Annotated in this window: 25 protein-coding genes; 1 reads left to right on the forward strand and 24 read right to left on the reverse strand. The window is 44.8% G+C overall.

Annotated elements, in window-relative coordinates; genetic code table 11:
• Positions 1-2: 2 nt before the first annotated feature.
• The 13 genes from dinG to ACSQ8P_RS21755 form a co-directional block, all read right to left on the reverse strand.
• Positions 3-2,861, reverse strand: coding sequence for an ATP-dependent DNA helicase DinG (dinG, locus tag ACSQ8P_RS21695; protein ID WP_436237084.1), 2,859 nt, complete (start codon positions 2,859-2,861; stop codon positions 3-5).
• 90 nt (positions 2,862-2,951) lie between these two features.
• The gene (locus ACSQ8P_RS21700; RefSeq protein WP_436237085.1) at positions 2,952-3,548 is read right to left on the reverse strand and encodes a tetratricopeptide repeat protein; all 597 of its coding nucleotides are present in this window, start codon (positions 3,546-3,548) and stop codon (positions 2,952-2,954) included.
• Between the two features lie 87 nt (positions 3,549-3,635).
• The gene (panD, locus tag ACSQ8P_RS21705; RefSeq protein ID WP_056614256.1) at positions 3,636-4,019 is read right to left on the reverse strand and encodes an aspartate 1-decarboxylase; all 384 of its coding nucleotides are present in this window, start codon (positions 4,017-4,019) and stop codon (positions 3,636-3,638) included.
• A 6-nt stretch (positions 4,020-4,025) separates the two neighbouring features.
• Entirely contained in the window at positions 4,026-4,895 is an 870-nt protein-coding gene (gene panC / locus ACSQ8P_RS21710) for a pantoate--beta-alanine ligase (protein ID WP_436239577.1), read from the reverse strand.
• 24 nt (positions 4,896-4,919) lie between these two features.
• Positions 4,920-5,774, reverse strand: coding sequence for a 3-methyl-2-oxobutanoate hydroxymethyltransferase (panB, locus tag ACSQ8P_RS21715; protein WP_436237086.1), 855 nt, complete (start codon positions 5,772-5,774; stop codon positions 4,920-4,922).
• 246 nt (positions 5,775-6,020) lie between these two features.
• Complete coding sequence (locus ACSQ8P_RS21720) at positions 6,021-6,989, reverse strand: biotin--[acetyl-CoA-carboxylase] ligase (RefSeq protein ID WP_436237087.1); 969 nt, start codon at positions 6,987-6,989, stop codon at positions 6,021-6,023.
• Between the two features lie 505 nt (positions 6,990-7,494).
• Entirely contained in the window at positions 7,495-8,784 is a 1,290-nt protein-coding gene (locus ACSQ8P_RS21725; protein WP_436237088.1) for a CCA tRNA nucleotidyltransferase, read from the reverse strand.
• Between the two features lie 24 nt (positions 8,785-8,808).
• Complete coding sequence (gene bshA, locus ACSQ8P_RS21730) at positions 8,809-9,981, reverse strand: N-acetyl-alpha-D-glucosaminyl L-malate synthase BshA (RefSeq protein ID WP_056614263.1); 1,173 nt, start codon at positions 9,979-9,981, stop codon at positions 8,809-8,811.
• A gap of 19 nt (positions 9,982-10,000) precedes the next feature.
• Positions 10,001-10,693, reverse strand: coding sequence for a bacillithiol biosynthesis deacetylase BshB1 (gene bshB1 / locus ACSQ8P_RS21735; protein WP_436237089.1), 693 nt, complete (start codon positions 10,691-10,693; stop codon positions 10,001-10,003).
• Between the two features lies 1 nt (position 10,694).
• Positions 10,695-11,114: a methylglyoxal synthase gene (locus ACSQ8P_RS21740; protein ID WP_436237090.1), complete on the reverse strand. Its 420-nt coding sequence runs from the start codon at positions 11,112-11,114 to the stop codon at positions 10,695-10,697.
• Between the two features lie 25 nt (positions 11,115-11,139).
• Positions 11,140-11,943: a 4-hydroxy-tetrahydrodipicolinate reductase gene (gene dapB, locus ACSQ8P_RS21745; RefSeq protein ID WP_436237091.1), complete on the reverse strand. Its 804-nt coding sequence runs from the start codon at positions 11,941-11,943 to the stop codon at positions 11,140-11,142.
• A 16-nt stretch (positions 11,944-11,959) separates the two neighbouring features.
• Positions 11,960-12,484 carry a tetratricopeptide repeat protein gene (locus tag ACSQ8P_RS21750; RefSeq protein WP_436237092.1) on the reverse strand — a complete coding sequence of 175 codons (525 nt, stop codon included), beginning with the start codon at positions 12,482-12,484 and terminating at the stop codon, positions 11,960-11,962.
• A gap of 64 nt (positions 12,485-12,548) precedes the next feature.
• Entirely contained in the window at positions 12,549-12,887 is a 339-nt protein-coding gene (locus tag ACSQ8P_RS21755) for a nucleotide pyrophosphohydrolase (RefSeq protein ID WP_056616948.1), read from the reverse strand.
• 118 nt (positions 12,888-13,005) lie between these two features.
• On the opposite strand from ACSQ8P_RS21755, the gene ACSQ8P_RS21760 reads away from it, so the two are divergent.
• Entirely contained in the window at positions 13,006-13,878 is an 873-nt protein-coding gene (locus tag ACSQ8P_RS21760) for a YitT family protein (RefSeq protein WP_436237093.1), read from the forward strand.
• Between the two features lie 66 nt (positions 13,879-13,944).
• On the opposite strand, the gene ACSQ8P_RS21765 is transcribed toward ACSQ8P_RS21760, so the two are convergent.
• The 11 genes from ACSQ8P_RS21765 to ACSQ8P_RS21815 all read right to left on the reverse strand — a co-directional run bounded on the left by ACSQ8P_RS21765 (position 13,945) and on the right by ACSQ8P_RS21815 (position 22,161).
• Positions 13,945-14,823, reverse strand: coding sequence for a sporulation protein YpjB (locus ACSQ8P_RS21765; protein ID WP_436237094.1), 879 nt, complete (start codon positions 14,821-14,823; stop codon positions 13,945-13,947).
• Positions 14,824-14,877: 54 nt separating this feature from the next.
• Positions 14,878-15,537 carry a DUF1405 domain-containing protein gene (locus tag ACSQ8P_RS21770; RefSeq protein WP_436237095.1) on the reverse strand — a complete coding sequence of 220 codons (660 nt, stop codon included), beginning with the start codon at positions 15,535-15,537 and terminating at the stop codon, positions 14,878-14,880.
• A 90-nt stretch (positions 15,538-15,627) separates the two neighbouring features.
• Positions 15,628-16,518 (reverse strand): c-type cytochrome, encoded by an 891-nt coding sequence (locus ACSQ8P_RS21775; protein WP_056614286.1) that lies wholly within the window; start codon positions 16,516-16,518, stop codon positions 15,628-15,630.
• A 20-nt stretch (positions 16,519-16,538) separates the two neighbouring features.
• On the reverse strand, positions 16,539-17,210 hold the full coding sequence (gene qcrB, locus ACSQ8P_RS21780) for a menaquinol-cytochrome c reductase cytochrome b subunit (protein ID WP_028554311.1): 672 nt from the start codon (positions 17,208-17,210) through the stop codon (positions 16,539-16,541).
• A 17-nt stretch (positions 17,211-17,227) separates the two neighbouring features.
• Complete coding sequence (locus ACSQ8P_RS21785; protein WP_056614289.1) at positions 17,228-17,773, reverse strand: ubiquinol-cytochrome c reductase iron-sulfur subunit; 546 nt, start codon at positions 17,771-17,773, stop codon at positions 17,228-17,230.
• A gap of 281 nt (positions 17,774-18,054) precedes the next feature.
• Positions 18,055-18,486, reverse strand: a complete 432-nt coding sequence (locus ACSQ8P_RS21790) for a DUF2487 family protein (protein WP_436237096.1) — start codon at positions 18,484-18,486, stop codon at positions 18,055-18,057.
• Between the two features lie 204 nt (positions 18,487-18,690).
• Positions 18,691-18,879 (reverse strand): IDEAL domain-containing protein, encoded by a 189-nt coding sequence (locus tag ACSQ8P_RS21795; RefSeq protein WP_056616951.1) that lies wholly within the window; start codon positions 18,877-18,879, stop codon positions 18,691-18,693.
• A gap of 178 nt (positions 18,880-19,057) precedes the next feature.
• The gene (locus ACSQ8P_RS21800) at positions 19,058-20,179 is read right to left on the reverse strand and encodes a hypothetical protein (RefSeq protein ID WP_436237097.1); all 1,122 of its coding nucleotides are present in this window, start codon (positions 20,177-20,179) and stop codon (positions 19,058-19,060) included.
• Positions 20,180-20,282: 103 nt separating this feature from the next.
• Positions 20,283-20,897: a histidine phosphatase family protein gene (locus ACSQ8P_RS21805; protein ID WP_436237098.1), complete on the reverse strand. Its 615-nt coding sequence runs from the start codon at positions 20,895-20,897 to the stop codon at positions 20,283-20,285.
• 46 nt (positions 20,898-20,943) lie between these two features.
• Positions 20,944-21,573 (reverse strand): anti-sigma factor family protein, encoded by a 630-nt coding sequence (locus ACSQ8P_RS21810; RefSeq protein WP_436237099.1) that lies wholly within the window; start codon positions 21,571-21,573, stop codon positions 20,944-20,946.
• A 6-nt stretch (positions 21,574-21,579) separates the two neighbouring features.
• The gene (locus ACSQ8P_RS21815) at positions 21,580-22,161 is read right to left on the reverse strand and encodes an RNA polymerase sigma factor (protein ID WP_436237100.1); all 582 of its coding nucleotides are present in this window, start codon (positions 22,159-22,161) and stop codon (positions 21,580-21,582) included.
• Between the last annotated feature and the right edge of the window lie 96 nt (positions 22,162-22,257).

The raw sequence follows: 22,257 nt of genomic DNA on the forward strand, positions 1-22,257 counted from the left end.
TCTTAGGCTCCCCCCATCCACTGCTCGATCCTCGGTAACATTTGTTCACATGTCATATGCTCGATCTTCGGACCAGGCAACGAGTAGAGGAAATGCTTGCCATAATACGTTTCAATAACTCGTGTGTCATAGATAATAACGATCCCTTTGTCTGACGCTCTACGAACAAGTCGACCAAACCCCTGCTTAAAGCGAATGACAGCTTGTGGGACAGAAAATTTCATGAACGGATTTTCATTCCGCTTCTTGATATTTTCACACTTGGCTTCGACCAGTGGATGATTAGGCGGCTGGAAGGGTAGACGGATGATGGCTAAACAGCTAAGAGCATCCCCGGGAATATCCACACCTTCCCAGAACGAGCTAGTACCCAGCAGCACGCACATTTTGTTATCTTGGAACATCCGGGTCAACTTACTCCGATTGCCACTGTCTACACCCTGTCCAAGCACTGTGATGCCATGCGGACTCAGCTTCTCCTTCATGCCTGCATGCACGAGCTTCAACATCCGATTCGATGTACAAAGTACCAGCATACGCCCCTTCGTCACCTGTGCCACATCACTCAGAGAGTTGATCAGTGCTTCGATAAAAACAGGGTCACCCGCTCCCTTAATCGTTGGGAAATCACGTGGAATGACGACCAAAGCTTGCTCACGATAGTTAAAAGGAGATGGCAACTGAACCGTTTTGAGCTTACCTGTCTCTTCGTCCTCTGGAATGGCTAATCCTAGTTGCTCCGCCGAGTATTGAAACGATTTATTCACCGAAAGCGTTGCGGAGGTCAGAATAATACTGTCTTTCGTTTCAAAAAAATGCTGCTGCAGCAACCCGCTCACGTCTGTTGGTACTGAGTTCAACTGGACTGATTTGGCTTTCGCATACGTGCCGGCTTCGACCCAGTAGACATACCCCTCATCTGCCATTTTCATAAAGAAATGAAGCGCATCACGATGTGCATATAGTTCTTTCACGGTACCATTCAGATCGGTCACTAACCCTTGAACACCAAGCCCATCCTGCTGTTCCTTTAACTCATTCAACAATTTATCCAAAGTTCGCAAGAGTTCATTCGCATTTAAATAAATGTTATCCTCCATGATCAAAAGCTCACGCCAATTAGCAGGCAGTGTATCAGGCTTCAAACGCAGCACATATTGCGAAGTTTCCGATTGCGAAGGATCACTTCTAGAGGAAACCAATTCGTACAGGGCTTCACTTAAACGTTCCCAGTCCTCTTTGATCGATATGATTTTTGGGAATAGACCATCAATCGTTTGGCTCCAAGCCGCTGCGCGCTCCCCTGCCTCATCCGATTTCTGTAATCGGAAACGAAGCATCGGAAGCTGACCGCTTCGATTATCCTTATACAGCCACAATAAGGAATGGTAGAAAGCAGATGCATGCAGCTCGATCCCGAGGTGCTTGCTTGCCACTTCTTCAAAGTGATGTGCTTCATCAATCACAAGGTGCTTGTAAGACGGTAGAAGACGGTTCTCAGCCTTCATATCTGTAAAGAGGAGGGAATGGTTCGTGATGATCACATCAGCCGTGTTGGCATCATTACGCGCTCTGTGGTAGAAGCACTTCTTATACCAAGGGCACATGCGGTTTAAACAGGAGTCCGTATCACTCGCAACCGAGTACCAGAATTGGGCACCTTTGTTGCCAAAGTGCAATTCTTCCTCATCCCCATGTTCGGTTTCACTTAGCCAGACAACCATTTGCGCGGCCGTTATCGGGTCTTCCCTGCCATTTTCGTAATCTCGTGTTGTGAGCTTCGTCTCAAACTTGCGAAGGCACAGATAGTGGCTTCTTCCCTTGAGAACTGCTGCTCTGAAGGGCACAGGAAAAATTTCTTTTAATAATGGGATATCCCGTTCACGCAGCTGCTCCTGCAAATTAATCGTATGTGTCGAAACGACTACCTTCTTCTCATATTTCAAACCGTAGTAGATCGAAGGAATTAAGTACCCCAGAGATTTGCCCGTGCCTGTTCCCGCTTCGATCATCAAATGCTGATCTGCCTCGAGAGACTTCTCCACTTCCAGAATCATTTGATCCTGGGATTCACGATCCTCATATACCTCAAATCGTTGTTGGAGCGCAGATTTCAATCCTTGCTGAAACGCTTGAAAAGAAGCGCCTAACGCTTCTGTGACCTCAAACTCCGTTCGCAGCTCATCTTCATCGCCCCAATCCGTCACATTCAGTGTAAATTGACGGAAGTAACGATTTGTATCCATATCGACACTTGTTACTGATTCTTTATATAAACAAATTTCGTCAAGGAACCAGCCTAAATCCGTGTTACCGTTTTCGAAAATATGGTTCAATCGTTGTATTGTTAAAAGTGGCAACCCCAGTAAACGATCTAAACAGTGTATCCAAATCAATGCGGTAACTTCTGCGTCACTATCTGCTTGGTGTGGTCTTTCATGGTCAATCCCAAACAACGCCGCCACCATACTAAGCTGTAGACTCGAGATGGACGGAAATAGGATACGCAGCATATCCATGGTGTCAAGGACGCGCCCCGAAAAGGGCGGATATCCCGTTCTCGTAAGTCCTCGCTGCAGGAATGACAAGTCAAATGCCGCTTGATGCGCTACAAGCACACAATCAAACAAGAGAGGAAACATGTCTGACATGACTTGATCGAGTGACGGCGCATCCACAACCATCTCATTGGTAATCCCTGTTAAAGTTGTAATCGAAGAAGGTATACTAATCCCTGGATTCACCAGAGAAGTATACCTGTCTGTAATTTCAAATTGTTCTATGATGACGAGTCCAACCTGTATAATTTCGTCCCCAGGCTGACTTCCTGTCGTTTCAAAATCCAAAACTGCAAATTTCATAACGTCTATCTTCAATCCCTTCGTCCTACACTTCTCCTAGCATACCAAATCTGATTAGGAAAAGGGAATACCTTGTTTTACCGTTTCGGGTTAGGACTCATCGAGATTGATTAGTGGCTCCATGCAAGAGGGGTCGGTATGATACGCTTTTTGAAAATATTCAAAAGCCTTCTCTAGGTTCTGATTTTGCACTTGAATACAACCCATGGCGTTATAAGAAATAGCTTTCATCTTTGAATTTTCCGTCAATGGCAGCAGGAATTTGAAGTGCTGATACGCATCGCCAAACTCCCCTTTTCGCAAATGCCCCATCGCTAAATACACTCGCGCTAATAAGAAATCCGGCTGACGCTGAATCAGTATCTCGAATTCTTTGATCGCTTGATCATACATGAACAACTTATAATACCCTTGTCCGCGCATGAATTCTTCTGTTTGTTTGCCGGACATGTCGAGCTCCATCAGTTCGTCATGTAAGGTTTGAGTACTGCTGATCGGCGCCGCCCCATAAAACTTTCCCAGCTTCTCCTCAAAAAGCAGCCACGCCTCGATGAATTCATCACTCATCGTCTTCAACACTTGCAATTGTTCGTCAAGTTCGGCCTTTTTCTCCACATCGCTGTTCGGATATTCCTTTTGGATTTCTTCCAAAACCTCATTCATTGTGGAAAATAAATGCTTAAACATTTGGCATCCCCACCTTTGCTTCGAAAGCTTACCCTCATTCTTTGTAAACAAAGACGTTTTCATGCATGGCATGGTAAGTCTGCCTGCTTAGAGGACGGTTGAATGTTCTTCTTCCTTCAGCAACTGGGCAACGGTGTTGTTTGCTCCCATAATGGCAATCGTTGGATGATGCTTTTTCGCTTCTTCGTCGCTCATCATGGCATAGGAAACAATAATAATGGTATCACCTGTTTGAACGAGTCTCGCTGCCGCGCCATTCAGACACACCACACCTGTGCCGCGTGGCCCAGGAATAATATACGTCTCCAGACGTGCACCGTTGTTGTTATTCACGATTTGCACTTTCTCATTTGGCAGCATATCAACGAGATCAATCAAATCCTCATCGATCGTGATACTGCCGATATAGTTTAAATTCGCCTCTGTAACCGTGGCGCGGTGAATCTTTGCTTTCATCATTGTGCGAAACATAAGACGTCACTTCCTGACTTGTAGAATAAGATTATCAATTAAACGTGTTTTCCCAAACTTCACAGCCAGCGCAATAATAAGAGTAGTAATAGAATGGCTATGTTCAAAAGGCTCTAAAGTTGGGTAGGACAATACTTCAACGTAATCAATAACGGCTAATGGCGCCGTTTGGATATGATCGCGAACTAAGATTTCTAACTCTTGTGATGTAAAAGAGGATGCTGACTTGCTATGGATGAATGCCTTCGCTTGCCGTAAAGACTGTGACAATACCAGCGCCTGCTGCCGCTCCTCTGTTGATAGATATACATTACGCGAGCTCATCGCCAAGCCATCGTTCTCACGCAGGGTTGGGCAAGGCACGATTTCAACGGGTATATTTAAATCATGAACCATCTGCTCAATCACAGCCACTTGTTGGGCATCCTTCAAACCAAAAAATGCTTGGTCCGGCTGAACCATATGGAACAGCTTACTAACAACCGTAGCCACACCATCAAAATGACCAGGTCGTGAAGCCCCACATAATCTCGTGGTAACTTCCGATACACTCACAGTCGTTCGGGTTGGTGATGGGTACATTTCGTCAACGGATGGCATGAATACAATATCCACACCTGCCACCTCAGCTACCGCCAAATCTTGCTCTGTATTACGCGGATATCGTTCAAAGTCTTCACCAGGACCAAACTGCAACGGATTCACAAAAATGCTTAATACAACTAATCCACTTTGAGAACGTGCTTTTTGGAGAAGACTCGCATGTCCTTCATGTAAAAAGCCCATCGTTGGTACGAAACCAACCGACTGATCGTTCTTGCGACGATATGCCTTAATACGAGCTCTTAAATCGGCAATTGTCTGAACCACTTCCATTGTGTGGATCGCTGCCATGGCCAATCACTCCTTATCGCCGTAGAGATATTGAACAACATCGTTGTCCATATGAAATGTATTTTCTTGCGCTGGGAACGTCCGCGCCTTCACTTCTTTCACATATTCGCCAATCCCTGCACGGATAGTTTCCCCGATATTTGCATAGGCTTTAACAAACTTTCTGGGAGCACTGTCAGAACCATACTGCAGCAAATCATGATAGACGAGCACTTGCCCATCACAATGCACACCAGAACCTATGCCAATTGTGGGAATTGATAGCTGCTTCGTGATCCATGCCGCTAATTCATCCGTTACCAGTTCCAGAACAACCGCGAACGCACCTGCTTCTTCAATTGCTTTGGCATCACTCAACAGCTTCTTCGCTTGCTCCGAGCTGCGCCCTTGTACACGGAAGCCTCCAAGTTGGTGAACCGACTGCGGTGTTAACCCCAAGTGGCCAATGACGGGAACTCCTGCATCCGTAATCGCTTTGACGGTGGCTGCGATCTCTGCCCCACCTTCTAATTTAACCGCCTTAGCGCCTCCTTCACGCATCAAACGCCCAACACCTTGTAAAGTTGCATCCAAGCTGCCGTGGTACGTTAAGAAAGGCATATCAGCGACGACAAACGTATTCGCGGCTCCTCGCACAGCTGCACGTGTATGATAAACCATATCATCCAGTGTAACTGGCAGTGTAGAATCATAGCCTAGCACGACATTCCCTAGCGAATCTCCTACTAGAATGACATCAATACCCGCTTCTTCCGACAAACGTGCTGAAGGATAATCGTAGGCCGTTACCATCGTAATCGGTACGCCGTCTTGCTTCATTTTTCTCATCTTTGCTGTCGTTAGCGCTTTACGTTGTTCCACAGTAATCCCAGCTTCCTCATATAAAATAAAAAACCTTTTAGCTAAGAGCTAAAAGGAGCGCATGCAGAAAGAATCAATGATCCCTCTGTCTCGGTCCTATAAGGCTCAGAGCAGAATCCAACATCTTTGTTTCAGTTATTTCAGTTCAAATGCAAGATCAATTTACAAGTGCAGTTCCTATAAGGATACCGCCTTATGCTTCTATTATACCAAAGCTTGCTTCTGGAGGATACCCTTTATCTCCCACTACTTCAGTTCAATGTCTCCGGAATAAATTTTAACCCGTTCACCATTGGGGGTTATCACCGTCAAAGCACCTGTATCATCCAACGAATCTGCGATCCCCTCAATAAAACCTGTTGGTGTTGATGTCCGAATCGGTCTCTTCAGGGTGACACTTAAAGCCTCCCAAAGTAAACGAATTGGCGCGAACCCTTTTTCTAGATAAAGGGCATACATGTCCTCGAATTCCAATAGAAAAGCTTGCACTAATCCCTCACGTGAAACCTCGCCGCCGGACTCAATGGCCAAAGAAGTTGCAATCGAGCGCAGCTCTTCCGGATAATCCTCTTTTAACAAATTAACGCTGATGCCAATCCCTGCGATCACATACTTCAGGCGCTCATCCTCGCCACTGCTTTCCAGCAAAATACCACTAACCTTCTTCCCATGTATAAGAAGATCATTAGGCCATTTGATGCCAATTTCAACTTGGCATACTTTTTGAATGGCACGACAAAGGGCAACCGCACTAAGCAAGGTTAGCTGCGGCATGAAATATACAGGAATACGCGGTGTCAGAATAAGACTCAACCAGATCCCTTTACCCGAAGGAGAATGCCAGCTGCGCCCCATTCGGCCTCTCCCTGCCGTCTGCCTTTCCGCAAGCACAATCGTGCCTTCAGGAGCCCCAGAAGCGACGAGCTTATGCGCAATCGTTTGGGTCGAGTCGACTTCATCATAAATATGTACTTTTTGACCAAGCACCTTCGTTTTCATCCCATTCATCAACTTGCTGACCTGCCACTTCACAGGCTTACTTATCAGACGATACCCTTTGCGTGGAGCTGCTTCGAACGCATATCCCTCCGCACGAAGTTCCTCAATGTGCTTCCATATTGCCGTTCGACTCACACCTATCCGTCGACTTATTTCCGCTCCGGATACATATGTTTCGGGAGCTTGCTCAAAAAGCTCTAAAATTCGTTCATTCATACGATTTCACTCGCAATCTTATAGTTTTATCTATAGTAGCGCATAGGAGCGCTTGATTTCTGATTCAATTTAACAGCTAGTTCAAAATGCAGGTTAATTCTAACTCTACTTCATAGTACAAGATACCTCTAACTCATCTTACTAACTACTACCTCGTACAAGCTACCTCTAACTCAACTTACTAACTACTTCATCGTACAAGCTACCTCCAACTCAACTAACTAGCTGCCTCGCGACCACCAACTTTTTCAAATAACTGGATTTCATGTAGGTATTTTGAGTAAAAAAGCGACGAAATCGTGATTAGCTGGATTATATGTATTTATTTATGACCAATTCTCCATTATTCACATGGAAGGCATTATTTAACTGGAGATTTTCAAGTTAAATGCAATTCTAAGAAGAAATCAGGAAATATAAATGTAGTTTTTACAGTTATTCGATTTCATGAATACATGCAATGACTTCTATAGCCGCCATTCAAAAGAAAAACCGCACAGCGCTGCTACTTCGCAGCCTGCGCGGCGTGAATCAGAGCTTCGCGCTCATTCGGGATTTCCCCGAGAGCCGCTCGCTCGAGCAGATCCTGCAGCAGCTTGCCCATCCATGGGCCCGGCTGCCGATCGAGGGCCGCCTCCACATCCTGGCCGGATATGGCGAGTTCCTTCAGGCTGAAGCAGGGAACCTCCTTCAGCCAATCCTCCCCGCGCCGCAGCAGCTCCGGCGCTGTCTGGGCCAAGAAGCGCGCCAATCCGCCGCGCTTCCCCTCCACCTGCGGCAGCTCGCGCAGCAGCCGCAATAGCGCGCGGGCTGCGGCTTCGCCGCGGCGCACCGCGCCAAGCTTCCAGACCCGCTCCAGCGGAGCCGGGTCATCCACCTGGGCCTGCGCGGCAACAGCGTCGCACAGGGCAAGCACTTCCGCGACCGCTGCGCCATCGGCGCGGGAGAAGGTCAGATCCTGGAGCGCCGCGCGGACTACGTCCGCTGGCACCTCCAGGAGCATGAGCAGCATGGCCCAGCGGTCATGCTGCCCCTCCAGCGCGCTGACAACGTCCAGCGCGTAATCCCAGGCGAGCCAAGCCTCAAAAGGCAGCGGCAGCTGCTTTTTGAGGTAGGCCAGGAGGCCGCTCGCCAGCAGTAGCCGCACAGCCCGCGCAGGAGCTGGGCCTTCCACCATGCGCTGCAGCTCGCTGCGCACGCGCTCCATGGCGATATGGCGCAGCAATGGCGCATTCGCCAGCAGAGCCTGCCAAGTGCTCGCCTCGATCTCTAAATCGTAAGTCGAAGCGAAACGGATGCAGCGAAGCATGCGCAACGCATCTTCGCCAAATCGTTCTTCCGCAATCCCAACGCAGCGGAGTACACCAGCGGCCAAATCCGCTTGTCCACCATAAGGATCCTGCATAACGCCAGCTACATCCATAGCCATCGCGTTCATCGTGAAATCCCTTCGCTGTAAATCCTCAGTTAAATCCGAAATATAGGCAACAGAGGCAGGACGACGAAAACCTTCGTACGCTGCCTCCTTACGGAAGGTCGTTACCTCATAGGTTCCTTGTGCAATCAGAACAGTGACCGTGCCATGTTGGAGCCCCGTTGGCACGGTCCGCTGAAAAATTTGAATAACCTGCTCTGGCAACGCAGAGGTGGCAATATCAATGTCTTTGATGGGACGTTCTAGTACCGCATCACGTACACAGCCACCGACATAATAGGCCTCATAACCAGCTTCCATGAGCCTCGTCAATACCTCCGAAGCACCTGGATCATTCATTCCCTTACCTGCATCCAACATAATTCTCCTATCCAGTTAGCATCCTTATTGACACGAAGATGCTGAAATGCGATGTGATTCAGGAAGTTCCCGTCCTAACACGCGGTAGTAAATCTCCTCGTACTGAACCGTCGTAATATCGTTACAGAACGTATATCGCGCACGATTCAAACAATTCTGTGCCATTTGTTCATACATTACTTGATTTTTCAAAAGATTAATTGCATAGCTGGCCATTTGCTCCGTATCTCCAACTTCAGCTAAAAATCCGGTTTCACCATGTGTAATCAGCTCAGGAATTCCACCGGCATTTGATCCAATTGTTGGCACGCCACAAGCCATCGCTTCTAGCGCGACAAGTCCAAAGCTTTCTTTCTCAGAAGGAAGCAACATCACGTCTGCAAGCGAAATGACTTGAGCTACATCATCCTGTTTACCGCAGAACGTTACTTTATCCGAGAGTCCTAGCTCCTTCACCTTCGAAATCATTTTCGACAAATCCGGGCCTTCCCCTACAAATAATAGTCTGGACGGCACTTCTTTGCTAACCTTTGCAAAAATATCCACAACATCCTGCACGCGTTTCACAGGTCGGAAATTGGAAATATGGATTAGGATTTTCTCATCCGGTCGCGCGAATTCGCCTCTGAGCTTCGATATATCTCGCGGGTAATACACCCGTTTATCTACAAAGTTATAAGTCAAATCAATATCACGATCAATGGCCAGCAATTCCCGTGTTTCTTTGATGAGATCCTTGGAAACCGCCGTTACAGCGTCACTCTCATTGATGGCATATCGGATAAGATCCGAAATCGATTGATCCTGCCCCAACACAGTAATATCTGTTCCGTGCAGTGTAGTCACAACCTTGAGATTCGAACCCACCATTTGCTTCGCAAGCAATGCACAAACGGCATGCGGAATCGCATAATGCACATGGAGCAAATCTAACTCTTCCATTTTGGCAACCTGAGCTAACTTGCTAGCGAGCGATAGATCATATGGCGGATAACGGAAGACGTAATATTGACTAACTTCCACTTCATGATAATAAATATTTTTATGAAATTTGCCTAATCGAAACGGCATGCTATGTGTAATAAAGTGAACCTCGTGTCCTTTTTCAGCTAGCAGCTTTCCAAGCTCAGTCGCTACTACACCTGATCCCCCTAGTGTCGGATAACACGTAATACCAATCTTTAATTTGTCTTTCATCTCTCACACCTCTTTCCGATCAATCAAAATGTTCTATCACCAAAGGGAGTTTCGAAACGAACCCTTCCGCGTACGTCAGTTGACGCTTTTGACCCATGAGTCGATCACGAGCTTCTACACGTTCGACATAACCTTGATTGAGTGGCGTCGCAACGGTGCCCGTACCCGTTACAAATTGTGACCGGTACGCACGCAGTGCCGCCATTTTTTCATCATAAGTATCTGTTACATTTACAATCACGTCAGCTTCATACACATCATTTATAAAATAAAAAAAGAGTTGCTCCACATTCACAGCTTCTGTGTCTGGCAAATATTTACGCAGCTTCGCATTAAAAACAGCTTCCTGTACCAGCATGGAACATGCAATATGATCGGGGTGACGATCCTGCCAATACGGCGCGAACACGACTCGCGGACGAAACTTCCTGATTTCTTGTGTAATACGTTCGATATGATCTGCCGTGACAAATAATCCTCGATCTGGTAATCCCAGATTCGTACGGGCTGCTACTCCAAGAATTTTCGCTGCTTCCGCTGCTTCTTCTAGTCTAGTTTCAACCGTACCATTTGAAGACATTTCGGCATAGGTCAGCTCACAAAGCCCAACTCGAAGTCCACGCTGCGTATGCTTGGCAATGGTCGCTCCCATCCCAATTTCAGCGTCGTCTGCATGTGCACCAAATATAAGAATATCTAATTGTTCACTCATATTACTCAATACCTGGCTTATATTTATGTACGAGTTCTCTCCACGCAAAATCCCCACGATCCAACGCTCTTACAAGCAGCTCTGCTGTCGCAATGTTCGTAGCGCATGGAATCCCCTGCACATCACATAAACGAAGCAATGCGATAATATCAGGCTCGTGCGGTTGAGCCATCAATGGATCACGCAAGAAGATGATCAAATCCATCTCATTTTCCGCAACCAACGCCCCAATCTGCTGATCTCCACCAAGTGGCCCTGACATAAATCGATGAATATTTAAATTCGTATTAGCCATTATTCGCGTGCCTGTCGTGCCAGTTGCATATAGTTTGTGACCCTCGAAAACATGCTCATAGGCCGTAACGAAATTCACCATCTCATCTTTTTTCCGATCATGGGCAATAAGTGCGATGCTTAACATCTGACTTCCACTCTCCTAGGGGTCTCTAATCTATAAAATGCTCAAAACCATAAATCATTCCGGTATAGGTCATAACTTTACGAACCGCTATCGCTACACCTGGCATATAGGCTGCACGATCATAAGAGTCATGGCGAATTTTAAGCGCTTGACCTTGTTCGGCCATAATAACTTCCTGTTGAGCGAATACACCTGGTAGACGCACACTATGTATTCTGAATCCATTGTAATACCCACCGCGAGAACCTTCAATTGTTTCTTCTTCTTTCGGATTACCTTGCTTAATTTCTTCACGAACTTCTGAAATAAGCTCAGCAGTTTTCACCGCTGTACCGGAAGGTGCATCTAGCTTTTGGTCACCATGATATTCGATAATTTCCAAATGCGGGAAATATTTTGAAGCTTGGGCAGCGAACCTCATCATTAGAATTGCCCCGATGGAGAAATTCGGTGCAATTAATCCGCCAATTTGGCTATCTCGACATAGCATGTCCAATTCAGCAATAGCCTGAGGGGTGAAACCCGTCGTTCCCATCACGGGACGAATCCCTAGGCGAATCGCAAGATTTGTATGTGAAACCGCCGTTTGCGGTCCTGTAAAATCAACTAACACATCAGGTTTGGATTCAATTAGGACCTTTTCAATGTCGTTACCCATGAGAATCCCGCATTCATCCATACCAACCATTCTTCCCAGATCAATGGGGCCGGAGGTACGACTTACTCCTGCTACTAACTCCATATCAGTCTCACGCAGAACGGTCTTGACGACCTCCCGCCCCATTCTTCCACTTGCTCCGATAACTGCTACTCGTATTCTACGCTCCATATTGTGATGATCTCCTTTATTTATGTTTCGGGCCCATCTCTGAATTCATCTTGCTCTTATAAATCGTGGCATGTTGCTTAGCAAGCTCGTGATGCGGCTCTAGACGGACTGCCTCCATAACGGTTTGATAAGCTCTGGTATAATCCTTTCGCAACGCGAAGGCTTCAGCTAGAATAAGATACGCTTCAATGGCTAGTGGATCAAGCACAATCGCTTCTTTCAGCAGAAAAATAGCGCGCTCCGCATGAGCAGACTGATTCGTAAGCTGCCTTCTGGCTTGTTCAACAAGCTCACGTGCATTCAACACTTGCAAATGAAAACGATATACCTCGTTCGATGGATCTAGTTCGATCGCTCTTGATGCATGCTCCACGGCTTTAATTAGCTTATTACTTCTTGCGAAAGTAATGGAAAGTTTGTAGTGATAGGCAGCATTGTTTGGTTCTTCAGCAATCGCTTTTTCAAACCATTCAATGGCCTTTTCAAAATCATGCCCCAGTATGGATTCGTATGCTTTTTGTATTTGATTTTCTCCATTCATCTGCCCATCCTCCTTTGCCAATAGCGGTATTCCCGATTCATGGGGATGGTTTAGTTTATGAAGGTCAATTCGTTTCGGTGTTAATTTTAGTCCAACGCCCTGCATCCCGGGTATTGAATTTGTGCATGATTTTATCATGCGCTTCGGTCAGATCAATGCCAAGTGAATTCGCAAAGCAGATCGTAATGAATAAAATATCACCAAGCTCCAATTCGATTGAATTGTCCGCTTCTGTACTTTTTTTCGGTTTTTCACCGTAAGAATGATTCACCTCACGTGCTAATTCACCAACTTCTTCAGACATTCTAGCCAGCATAGAAAGAGGACTGAAATATCCTTCCTTGAACTGGGAAATATAAGTATCAACCTCTTGTTGCAGGTCTTTAAGTGTACGTTCTGACATTGGCATCCTTCTTTCTATCCTCTTCACAAAGGTTATCCTCCTTATGTTAAACTAAACGAGAAAAGTTGACAAATTTTTTGTTAGACAAGGCAAGCATATTAGGCATGGAGGAATTCACATGGTATTTAAAGAAAGGTTCGCAGATCAATTTCTCAATGTGTTGGGAATTGGGATTGGAACTGCGATTTATGCGTTTGGATTGCATTATTTTGTCATATCGAATGAGCTCATGGAAGGCGGATTAACGGGTATATCCCTTTTACTCAAATACGTGCTTGATGTCCCTCCATCCATCTCCACCCTCGTGTTTAATATTCCTTTATTTTACTTAGGTTGGCGTAATTTTGGTAAGGGTCCCATGCTGTATACAATCTTCGGCGTCATTTGCCTCTCGTTCTTTCTGTGGGTCATGGAATGGCTAATCCATATGGGTTGGTTAGTGCCCTTTCACACCACACAAGACTACTTTCTAGCAACCCTTTATGCTGGGATTACGCTAGGCACGGGTCTTGGGCTTGTATTCCGATTCGGTGGAACAACAGGCGGTTCTGATATACTAGCTCGCATTGGTCATAAAAAAAGAGGCTGGAGTGTCGGACAAGTCATCCTTATTATTGATGTCGTCGTCATTGGCTCTTCTTTCATTTATCTCCCCAAAGAAAAAGTGCTCTATTCACTTGTAGCGGTATTCGTCACATCTCGGATTATTGATTACATATCAGAGGGCGCTTATGCAGCAAAAGCATTTACGATAATCAGTGAACAGCCAGGTGTCCTAGCAGAGTCCATCACCAAAGTGCTAGATCGCGGAGTAACGCTTTTCCCTGCGCGTGGTGCTTATTCAGGTAACACGAAGGAAGTCGTCTATTGTGTCGTTTACCGGCATGAGACAAGGCAATTAAGAGAGTTAATTCATGCCGTTGATCCACGTGCCTTCATCATCGTTGGAGATGTCCATGAGGTCATTGGTGAGGGTTTTAAGACAAATTGAGAGGTTTACCGTCAATGTAAAAAAAGTGGATTAAACAGCCCATCTGAGCTTGCTTAATCCACTTTTTTATCTATTTTCACTTTCCTTTGTTTGCCTAACGGGAACAATATGTCGTCCAGATTGGTACATTTGCCAACCTACATACGATAAAACACCTATGATAATAACACCTATACTGAGTGACCAGATGATGGGATGATACGGATCCGTAAGAGGCACATAAGCGAGCGCATCTTTATGTTTCATAAAGATTTCATCTAGCACTTGGTTCAAATTTACGATTCCAGCTTCTAGTGGTCTTAAAGGCATAGGTTTCGTATTCACATTTGTTCGAAGGAAGACGATTAACGAATCTAACTTCTCAACGGATGATGGATCACGGCTAATGATCAGTGAAGGATGAATAATGGCGATATGCTGGGACAGCCTACCAAATTCCTCTATCGCTTCTTGCTGCTTATTCGCCTTTACTTGCTGACTTAGCAATTGACTATCATTTTGCAGAACCTTATAGTATTGAAGCCACATCGGCTGGTTCTTATGTGAGAGTGCATCAGTTGCTAGTCGAATTTTGGCAACGGCAACTTGTCCGTCTGCTGGCGAGTAATTAACCGCATTATAAACACGTTTGGCATCCGTCACTGTTTCCGTCAAAGCATTCAATCCCTCAATGGACGTAATTCCTTCGAATGAAATTTTTGGGATTTGATCGGATAATTGAATCAACTTATTTCTGGCCTCAGCAACCTGTCCGGACATCGTTAGGGTATACATCTCTTCGGCAATCTGATTTAAAAACGAAATCCGTTCTACTTGTGCTGGGTCTATAGGTTTACTTGCTTGTCCGACTTTATGTGGGGTGGTACCGCAAGCTGCAAGTAAACTAAGAACAAGACCGAGTAAGAAAGTCACCGCTATCCCTCTTATCGTTCTATCGGAAAACATGGGACATCCCCTCCTTCACCATCATCATATGGAGGTTCGTCCCACTTTAGACCATTAAGTATTTGCTTTCAACATTCTTTTCTCTCTAACCATAAGTGATGTAATAGCGATCCAGATTCCTATAATACTCAAACAAATAGTGAAGAATTGAATCGTCCCCAAATAGGGGTGAAGCTCGCGCTGTAACCTTGGAAAGACTCCTCTTTCATAATCCATAAAATCGTTCCAAAACGTCCAGATCGCTACAAGTACAATGGCAGGAAGTCCGAATGAAAACCACCGAACAAATAACAGCGCTTCCACAGCCATTGCCAAGTGAGATGCTGTTAACATCCATCCATCCCAACCAACAGTTGATCCGTGCCAAGCACCTGCCCATATCATCGTAACTGCCCATATCCCATACTTAAATGAAGTGATAAGTCCGAATGCTTCAATAAAGCCGCGTACAGCCCTATAAAGCTTACTCGCCTGTTTGACTGAAGATTTATCCAAGATCAAGTATCCAACTGAAAGAGTGAAAAACAAACTGGCTGTCGGGCTATCCGGTACAAAAAACACATACCATATCGGACTTTCTGCAATCGTATCTACCATCTGAATCCAGTACCACTCATAGCCATAAACGGTTCCTAGCAAATTGCTAATAAATAGCAACCAAAGCATTCTCTTACTTAGCAAGAAGTCTCTGCTCCAGAAATAGGAGACGGACATTTAGGCTCCTCCTTTAGAATCAAGTTTGATACCCAGACAGTCTAAAATTTTCAAAAAAAACCTGATCACTTTCGCGACCAGGTTCTACTTTTATTGAGTTTTTTGTTTGGATAACCACTCAGCTAATTTATCAATATCGGCATCAGTTAAGCCTTTATCGATATTAGGCTTATACATGGCAGGCATGTTGCCTTTACCATTTTTGATAATGCCCATAATGTCATCTTTCGTGTGTCCATCGCCTACACCTAACAAAGCTGGTACACCAGAAGCTGGCATTCCTTTAAGCTGTGCACCATGACATGCTAAGCAAGTTGCTTTCGCATAAATCGCAGCACCTGGATCATCTGCAGCAACAATTGCAGCTGCTTTTTTCGTTTCTTTCTTCGCACCTTCACCAGCTGCGCCACCTTTGTTCGCGTGCATTTCTTCTTCACGCTTGATGTGCTCTGGAATGATGTTTTTCTCTTTAAGCTCTACTTGGTAATGTGACCAAGATGTGTACGTTAGGTATGTACAAGCAATCAAAGATAAAATCATAAGGCTTGAAGCAATTGGTCTTCTATAGAAGCGACGTTCTTTACCAGTATCCAAGAATGGAGCTAGCAATAAACCACCAAATAGTAAACCTGGTACTACAACCGCTCCAAGAACTACGTAATCACCCGATGTGTATGGATACTTCAGCAATTGATACATGAACAAGAAGTACCAGTCAGGCATCGGAATAAATGCTGTGTTCTTCGGATCCGCAGGATAACCTAACGGAGCTGGGTCGGACATTACTAAAACTAGCATACCGACCAAGACAACGACACCAACCATCCACTCTTTCAACAAGAAGTTTGGAATGAAGGCTTCAGATTTACCTGGGTAAGCAGAGTAATCTCTAGGAATGAGTCGTTGTTCTTGCGTTTTCTTAATTACGCGGGAATCCCCTACGTAAACGATTTTTTCATCAGACTTATGACCATGCGCCACGCTATTCGCCCCTCCCTAAATTATAGCGGTCCGGAAATACCTTGTTTGCGAATCATGAAGAAGTGTCCGGCAAGCAAAGCGAGCAGAACGCCAGGCAGGAAGAACACATGAATAGCAAAGAACCGTGTTAGTGTTTGTGCACCAACAATGCTTCCGCCTTGCAGCAATGTTTCGATGTACGGACCAGCGAATGGTACCGATGCTGCAATTTTCATACCTACTTGTGTTGCAAAGTAAGCTTTGTTATCCCATGGAAGCAGGTATCCCGTAAAACCAAGACCTAACATAACGAAGAAAATGAGCATGCCTACTACCCAGTTCATTTCACGTGGAGCTTTGTAAGATCCTGTGAAGAACACGCGCAGGGTATGTAAGAACATCATTACGATAACTAAACTAGCTCCCCAGTGGTGCATACCTCTTACGATAACACCGAAAGCTACTTTATGTTGTAAGTAATCAACACTTGCATACGCATTGATAATATCAGGTGTGTAATACATGGTAAGGAACATACCTGACAAAATTTGAATTACTGTGATGAAAAACGTCAATCCGCCAAAACAATAGACGAATGCGGAAAAATGATGAGCAGGGTTAACGTGTTCTGGCACCTCGTGATCCGCTACATCCCTCCACATAGGCGTAATATCAAGACGTTCGTCAATCCAGTTGTATACGTTTTTAAACATCTGATCGTGACGCCCCCTTATACTCTAGTGTTAGCATGCAGTTGTCCAACATACACGAAACCATTCTCTACTTTTGTTGTGTATTCGTCTAGCGGTTTAGGTGCTACTGCAAGGTTTTTGCCGTCTTGCGTATAGTGCGCACCGTGACATGGACAGAAATACTGATCTTTGTAAGCAGGGTTATCGTTCCAGTTGACGGTACAACCTAAGTGCTTACACGTTGGATTTAACGCGAACAGAGCACCTTTACTGTCTTTGGAAATCCATGCTACGAGTTCAGCATCACTTTCGTACCAGCCATCTACCTGATGGACTTGGAACGTAAACGCTTGTGGAACATTCGTAATTTTACTTTCTTCGACAACTTTAACCCAATCCGATGCTGCTTTTGGCTGAAGGACTGGATCAACGGCAAACCGAATCATCGGTATGATAATCCCGGCTCCCATGAATCCACCAGCGCCACCAAGGGTATAAGAAAGAAATTGTCGACGAGACATTTCGCGTTTGGTCCCGGGTTTCTTCCCATGCTGTTCTTCATTGTGATTGTTATGATCACTCATTCTCAGGTCTACCCTCCTACATTGGCCGAAGTCCGAACCCTCTCGGACACCAGCTACCTCTATCACGTGTCGTTCGACATTACACTACATAACTAGGACATTTCTAATAATAGCCTACGTCTACTAGGTCGTCAAGAATTCATAACTCCTTTTATTGGATTGAAATCTTCGCTTTCGGACAAATTTTAACGAAATTGTCACAACTTTTTGCAAGCCACATTCATCCATTACTACCCTTATCTTGCACATTTTTTTTCCATTAATACACGACATCACCAAAGTTACTCAACAGGGTACCATAGTTGCTGTACTTGTTTGGAAATACCTGATCTAATTGCCTCTGATTGCTGCACCCATTGCTCTTTATCGACAATGATCAACAAATCTGTTTCAGCGGATTTCCAGTGTATTGCTTCCGAATGCAAGGTTAACACGATTATGTAACGAAACCCGCTTTTCTTCAATTGATGTACGATGCGATCCACTTGCTCACTTGCATCCGTATCTGCTATGTAATGAAGAGCTGGATAAGTGACAACTCTGCCCTTGTAAGGAATCTCGATAACTTCCATGACATCACGGAGCCGCTCCAACACGGTAGTCACTTGCATTGGATCTTCATCCCCTGTCAGCCCCGTCACAGGAAGAAGACACGTATCCAAGTAGGGTTTCAATTCCGTCCATTCTTGTGCAACAATCTCATTAAACTTCAAGGTGTAGCGCCTCCCTATCATTTACCAAAAGAACATCCGCTATGTAGCGCAAGCTCAACTTGTACTTTAAGTACTTTAATCCGTCCTCTCTTAGCTGTCAATCAAGTATTCCGCCGTCCATTTAAACTTGTAAACCACAAACAAAAAGACATGGGATTGGAATCCTCATGTCTTCATGTTTACTTTCTCATGCGCAGCTAATGATTACCCTAGTGATTGTAAAATCCTTAATTCAGACGTTAGCGCCAAAAAGGATGTCTGATCTCCTTTAGCAAGAGCGCTATCAATTTCCTTATAAAGATTTTCTTCTCTATATTTGCGTAAGGCATTATCCCAAATCATTTCCGCGAAAAGTGCCAGCAGCGCATCGTTAGATACATTCATTTTTCCCATGAGACCTACCTCCAAATGTTGTCCGCGGTTTGTCAGGAGCTTCTTTTTCGCAAAAATATGTGTCTGCATTTTGGTGTACGCCAACCCGTTGTTATGCTCCTATTACATCATATTCACTAGCTAATACTACGCTTCATTCAAAAGCCCGTTTGAACGGGAATGTGTTAATACCTAGATTTCAGAAGAGTACCACTTTGTCTTCCTCTGCAATACTGATTCCTCGAATCACTTTGGAGCCTAGCTTGGTGACCTGAATAACAGCCCCATACGTGTGATCTTCACCTATCCGGATCAGGCCCAAGTGCATCATCATTTGAATGATTCGCTGCTCAACAATAGATTCTGAACCGTCATAGTAAAATGGTTTAACTAATTTACTAAACAACTCTACAATCGAAGCCATCGTCACCCATTGATCACAAAGTCGATCCAGCCAAACCGATATACTTTGTAGATTGGGAATAGGATTTTTGTAAAGCCTTAGCCAAAACGAATACACATCCGTAACTGTTTCTTTCTTCCCTTCCAGTAAACGCGCTTTACCTGCTTCTGTAATGCGAAGCACCAGGTCATGTTCGCTGATGAATTGGTGGTAATAGCAATAGTCATAGATAAGTGAAAATCGATTCGGGTATTCCTTAAACATACGCCCGTAACCGAATCGCCATGTCCCCTTTGCTACCAACCCCTCTTGAACAGATAAAATACTGAGGAGCTGCCCAAGCTGTCTTTTGTACATAAACCCTTCTGCTGTTAATGGCATTTCTTGCTGGGCAACTGCGGTTAAGAAATGAAATATGTCGTCAACTAGAAGTAATTGTTCATCACGATAGACCGATGGTTCTTCCGTTTTCACCAAATCTTGCTTGAATTGTTTCGCTAGTACATCACTAAATTTTCGCTTTAAATCGGCTGGAACATGAAAAAGGTATTTGGTTTGTTGAGAGTACCCGTTAAACAACCAACCTAATTTCTTGAATTTCAGGATCATATCCCTTGGATTCCAACCTTCTGATGACTCTTCCTTCTGAAAGCGCGACTGCCCAACTCTAGCGATGAGTTCTTCCATACTAAACGCATTGCGAGGGTCGGAGAGTAAGGAATTGAGGAAGCGAATGTTTTCCAAACTAAGACTTTGAATGTGTTTTTCGAATATGTCTTTGCGCATGGCCGTACTCAGGATCGATTGAATCAACTCATTCTTAGAATGACCATTGCACTCACACTCGTAGGTATGTGCAATTCGGCCTAATTCATGGATATCGGCATAGCTGAGCATATCCGCTAGGTTCATTTCCATCCTACATCTCCCATCTGGCTGAGCTTTCTACTCCGATGTTTCTAGTAACCATTATGGGATTTTTTCCCGAAAATATTCCGTGACAAACAAAAAAAACATGACTCTATCGAGTCATGTTTACTTTTAAACCATTGGTTGGTTCCGCGGTCGTTTGCAAGTGGGTTAAACAATTATACAACTGAAGCTCCCATTGATCTCTTTGTCGCAACAACAAGGTCAATGATGTATTCTGCAGGAACTCCTCTTGATTCAATTTCAAAACACGAAGTATCTGAACAATAAAACCACCATGCGAGATGAGTAAGATCTTCTTACTAGGGTGCTGATTCAAAATCTCCGTTTCAAGCTCTATCCATCTTGCCCAAAGCTCGCTGTCCGACTCCTGACCCAAATCCTGAAGCTTCCAATCGGCTCCCCAGCGCTCTTCACGTTCAGCGACAGTAGTTCCTTCGACCAACCCGTATTTACGCTCTCTTAAGCGTTTATCTGTACGCAATAGAGGGATGCCGGATAGAGTAGAGATAATATGTGCGGTTTCATTCGCTCGCTTTAGATCACTGCTAACGATGCCATCCCAACTTTCCTGAGATAAACGCAGCCCCAGTAATCTAGCTTGCTCTCTGCCTTCGTCCGTTAAATCTGTATCCAGCTGTCCCTGCAGCTTGCCTAATCGATTCCACTCTGTGCTTCCGTGGCGTATGAACCCTATAGTTGTCATGTTTAAACCTCCATCGCTAGAAATGCAAAATGCTCCACCAGGAGCATTAAGTTTTCGTTCTTGATAACCAATTCATGATAATAATGGTTGCAACTAGGCCGAGAAGAGATACAACTAATAAGTAATGGGGGTACGAATGGATCGGTCCAACATGAAAGCGCAATGGTTCCATGAAACTTGGATTCAAACTAGCTACTGCATCACCTAACTTATGTCCGTTCAAAGATTCTGTACCGCTAATTTTTAGGGCTTGAGGTGCTTCAAGGTCGTATAGTGAATTGTCCGCGGAAGCCATTGTTGACTGTGGGGAACCATCATATACGATGGCAAATAAAAAGCTAAACACAAAAAGAGCTAGACAAAACGCAATAACCGCTGTTAAATTTCTTCTTAATTTATAGGAAATCGAATACATTCGTTCTGAAACTGGAATTCGCCATGATTCATCCTCGTAGATACGGCTCATTACTTTTGTGGAGACTATAGGCTCAAAGTCCGTTAGTTCCTCGTCAGTTGCTGCAGTACGGATAAGAATCATGCTCTCTTCCCATATTTGAAATTCTTCTTTACAGGAGTCGCATGTTTCTAAATGCTTATCCACTGCTGTACGACGCAGGTCATCATTCGGTAAATCCCAATAGACTCCAAATAATTCCTGGATCTCACTACACTTCATCGCTAGTCATCCCTTCGATTCTTCGAATATCGGTTCACTGAAATAAGGATCCAGATGCAATTTGACTGATGCTCTCGCTCTAAATAGGAGCGATTTCACCGAGCTGACGGTTTGTCCTAAAATGTTGGCAATTTCCTGATAATCCATCTGATCATATTCACGTAGAATTAAAGCTGATCTTTGCTTTTCTGGCAAGCTATTAATCGCTTCGCGAACCATGGACACCTTTTCGTTCCTCAACATGGCCTGCTCTGGCATCGCATCAAAAGAAGCATGCGGTGTAAGACCGCTTTGCTCCAACGATACCTGGACACTTTTATTTTTGCGCAGCTCACTCAATACGGTATTACGGGCAATCGTGTATAACCACGTCGAAAAAGATGCCTCGATCTCACGGAAAGAATGCAAACTGCGGTACGCTTTATAAAAAGTTTCATTACACAAATCTTCCGCGATAGCTTCCATTTGTGTGCTCTTCAGCATGTGAAAAATAAAGGCAAGGATTTTACGCTCGTAACGACGCATAAGCTCGTTATACAGCTGAACATTTCCATCCTTGATTTCTCTGATCAATTGGGAATCGGTCATTACGTGGCGACCCTCCTCGCGATTCCGGGTACCACTCCAACTGTTCATACATGTTTTACTTGTGTTGGAGTGAAAAGTTGCGTTGTATTAGTAAAA

The sequence above is a fragment of the Paenibacillus sp. LjRoot153 genome (assembly GCF_964253085.1).
Lineage (GTDB): Bacteria > Bacillota > Bacilli > Paenibacillales > NBRC-103111 > Paenibacillus_E.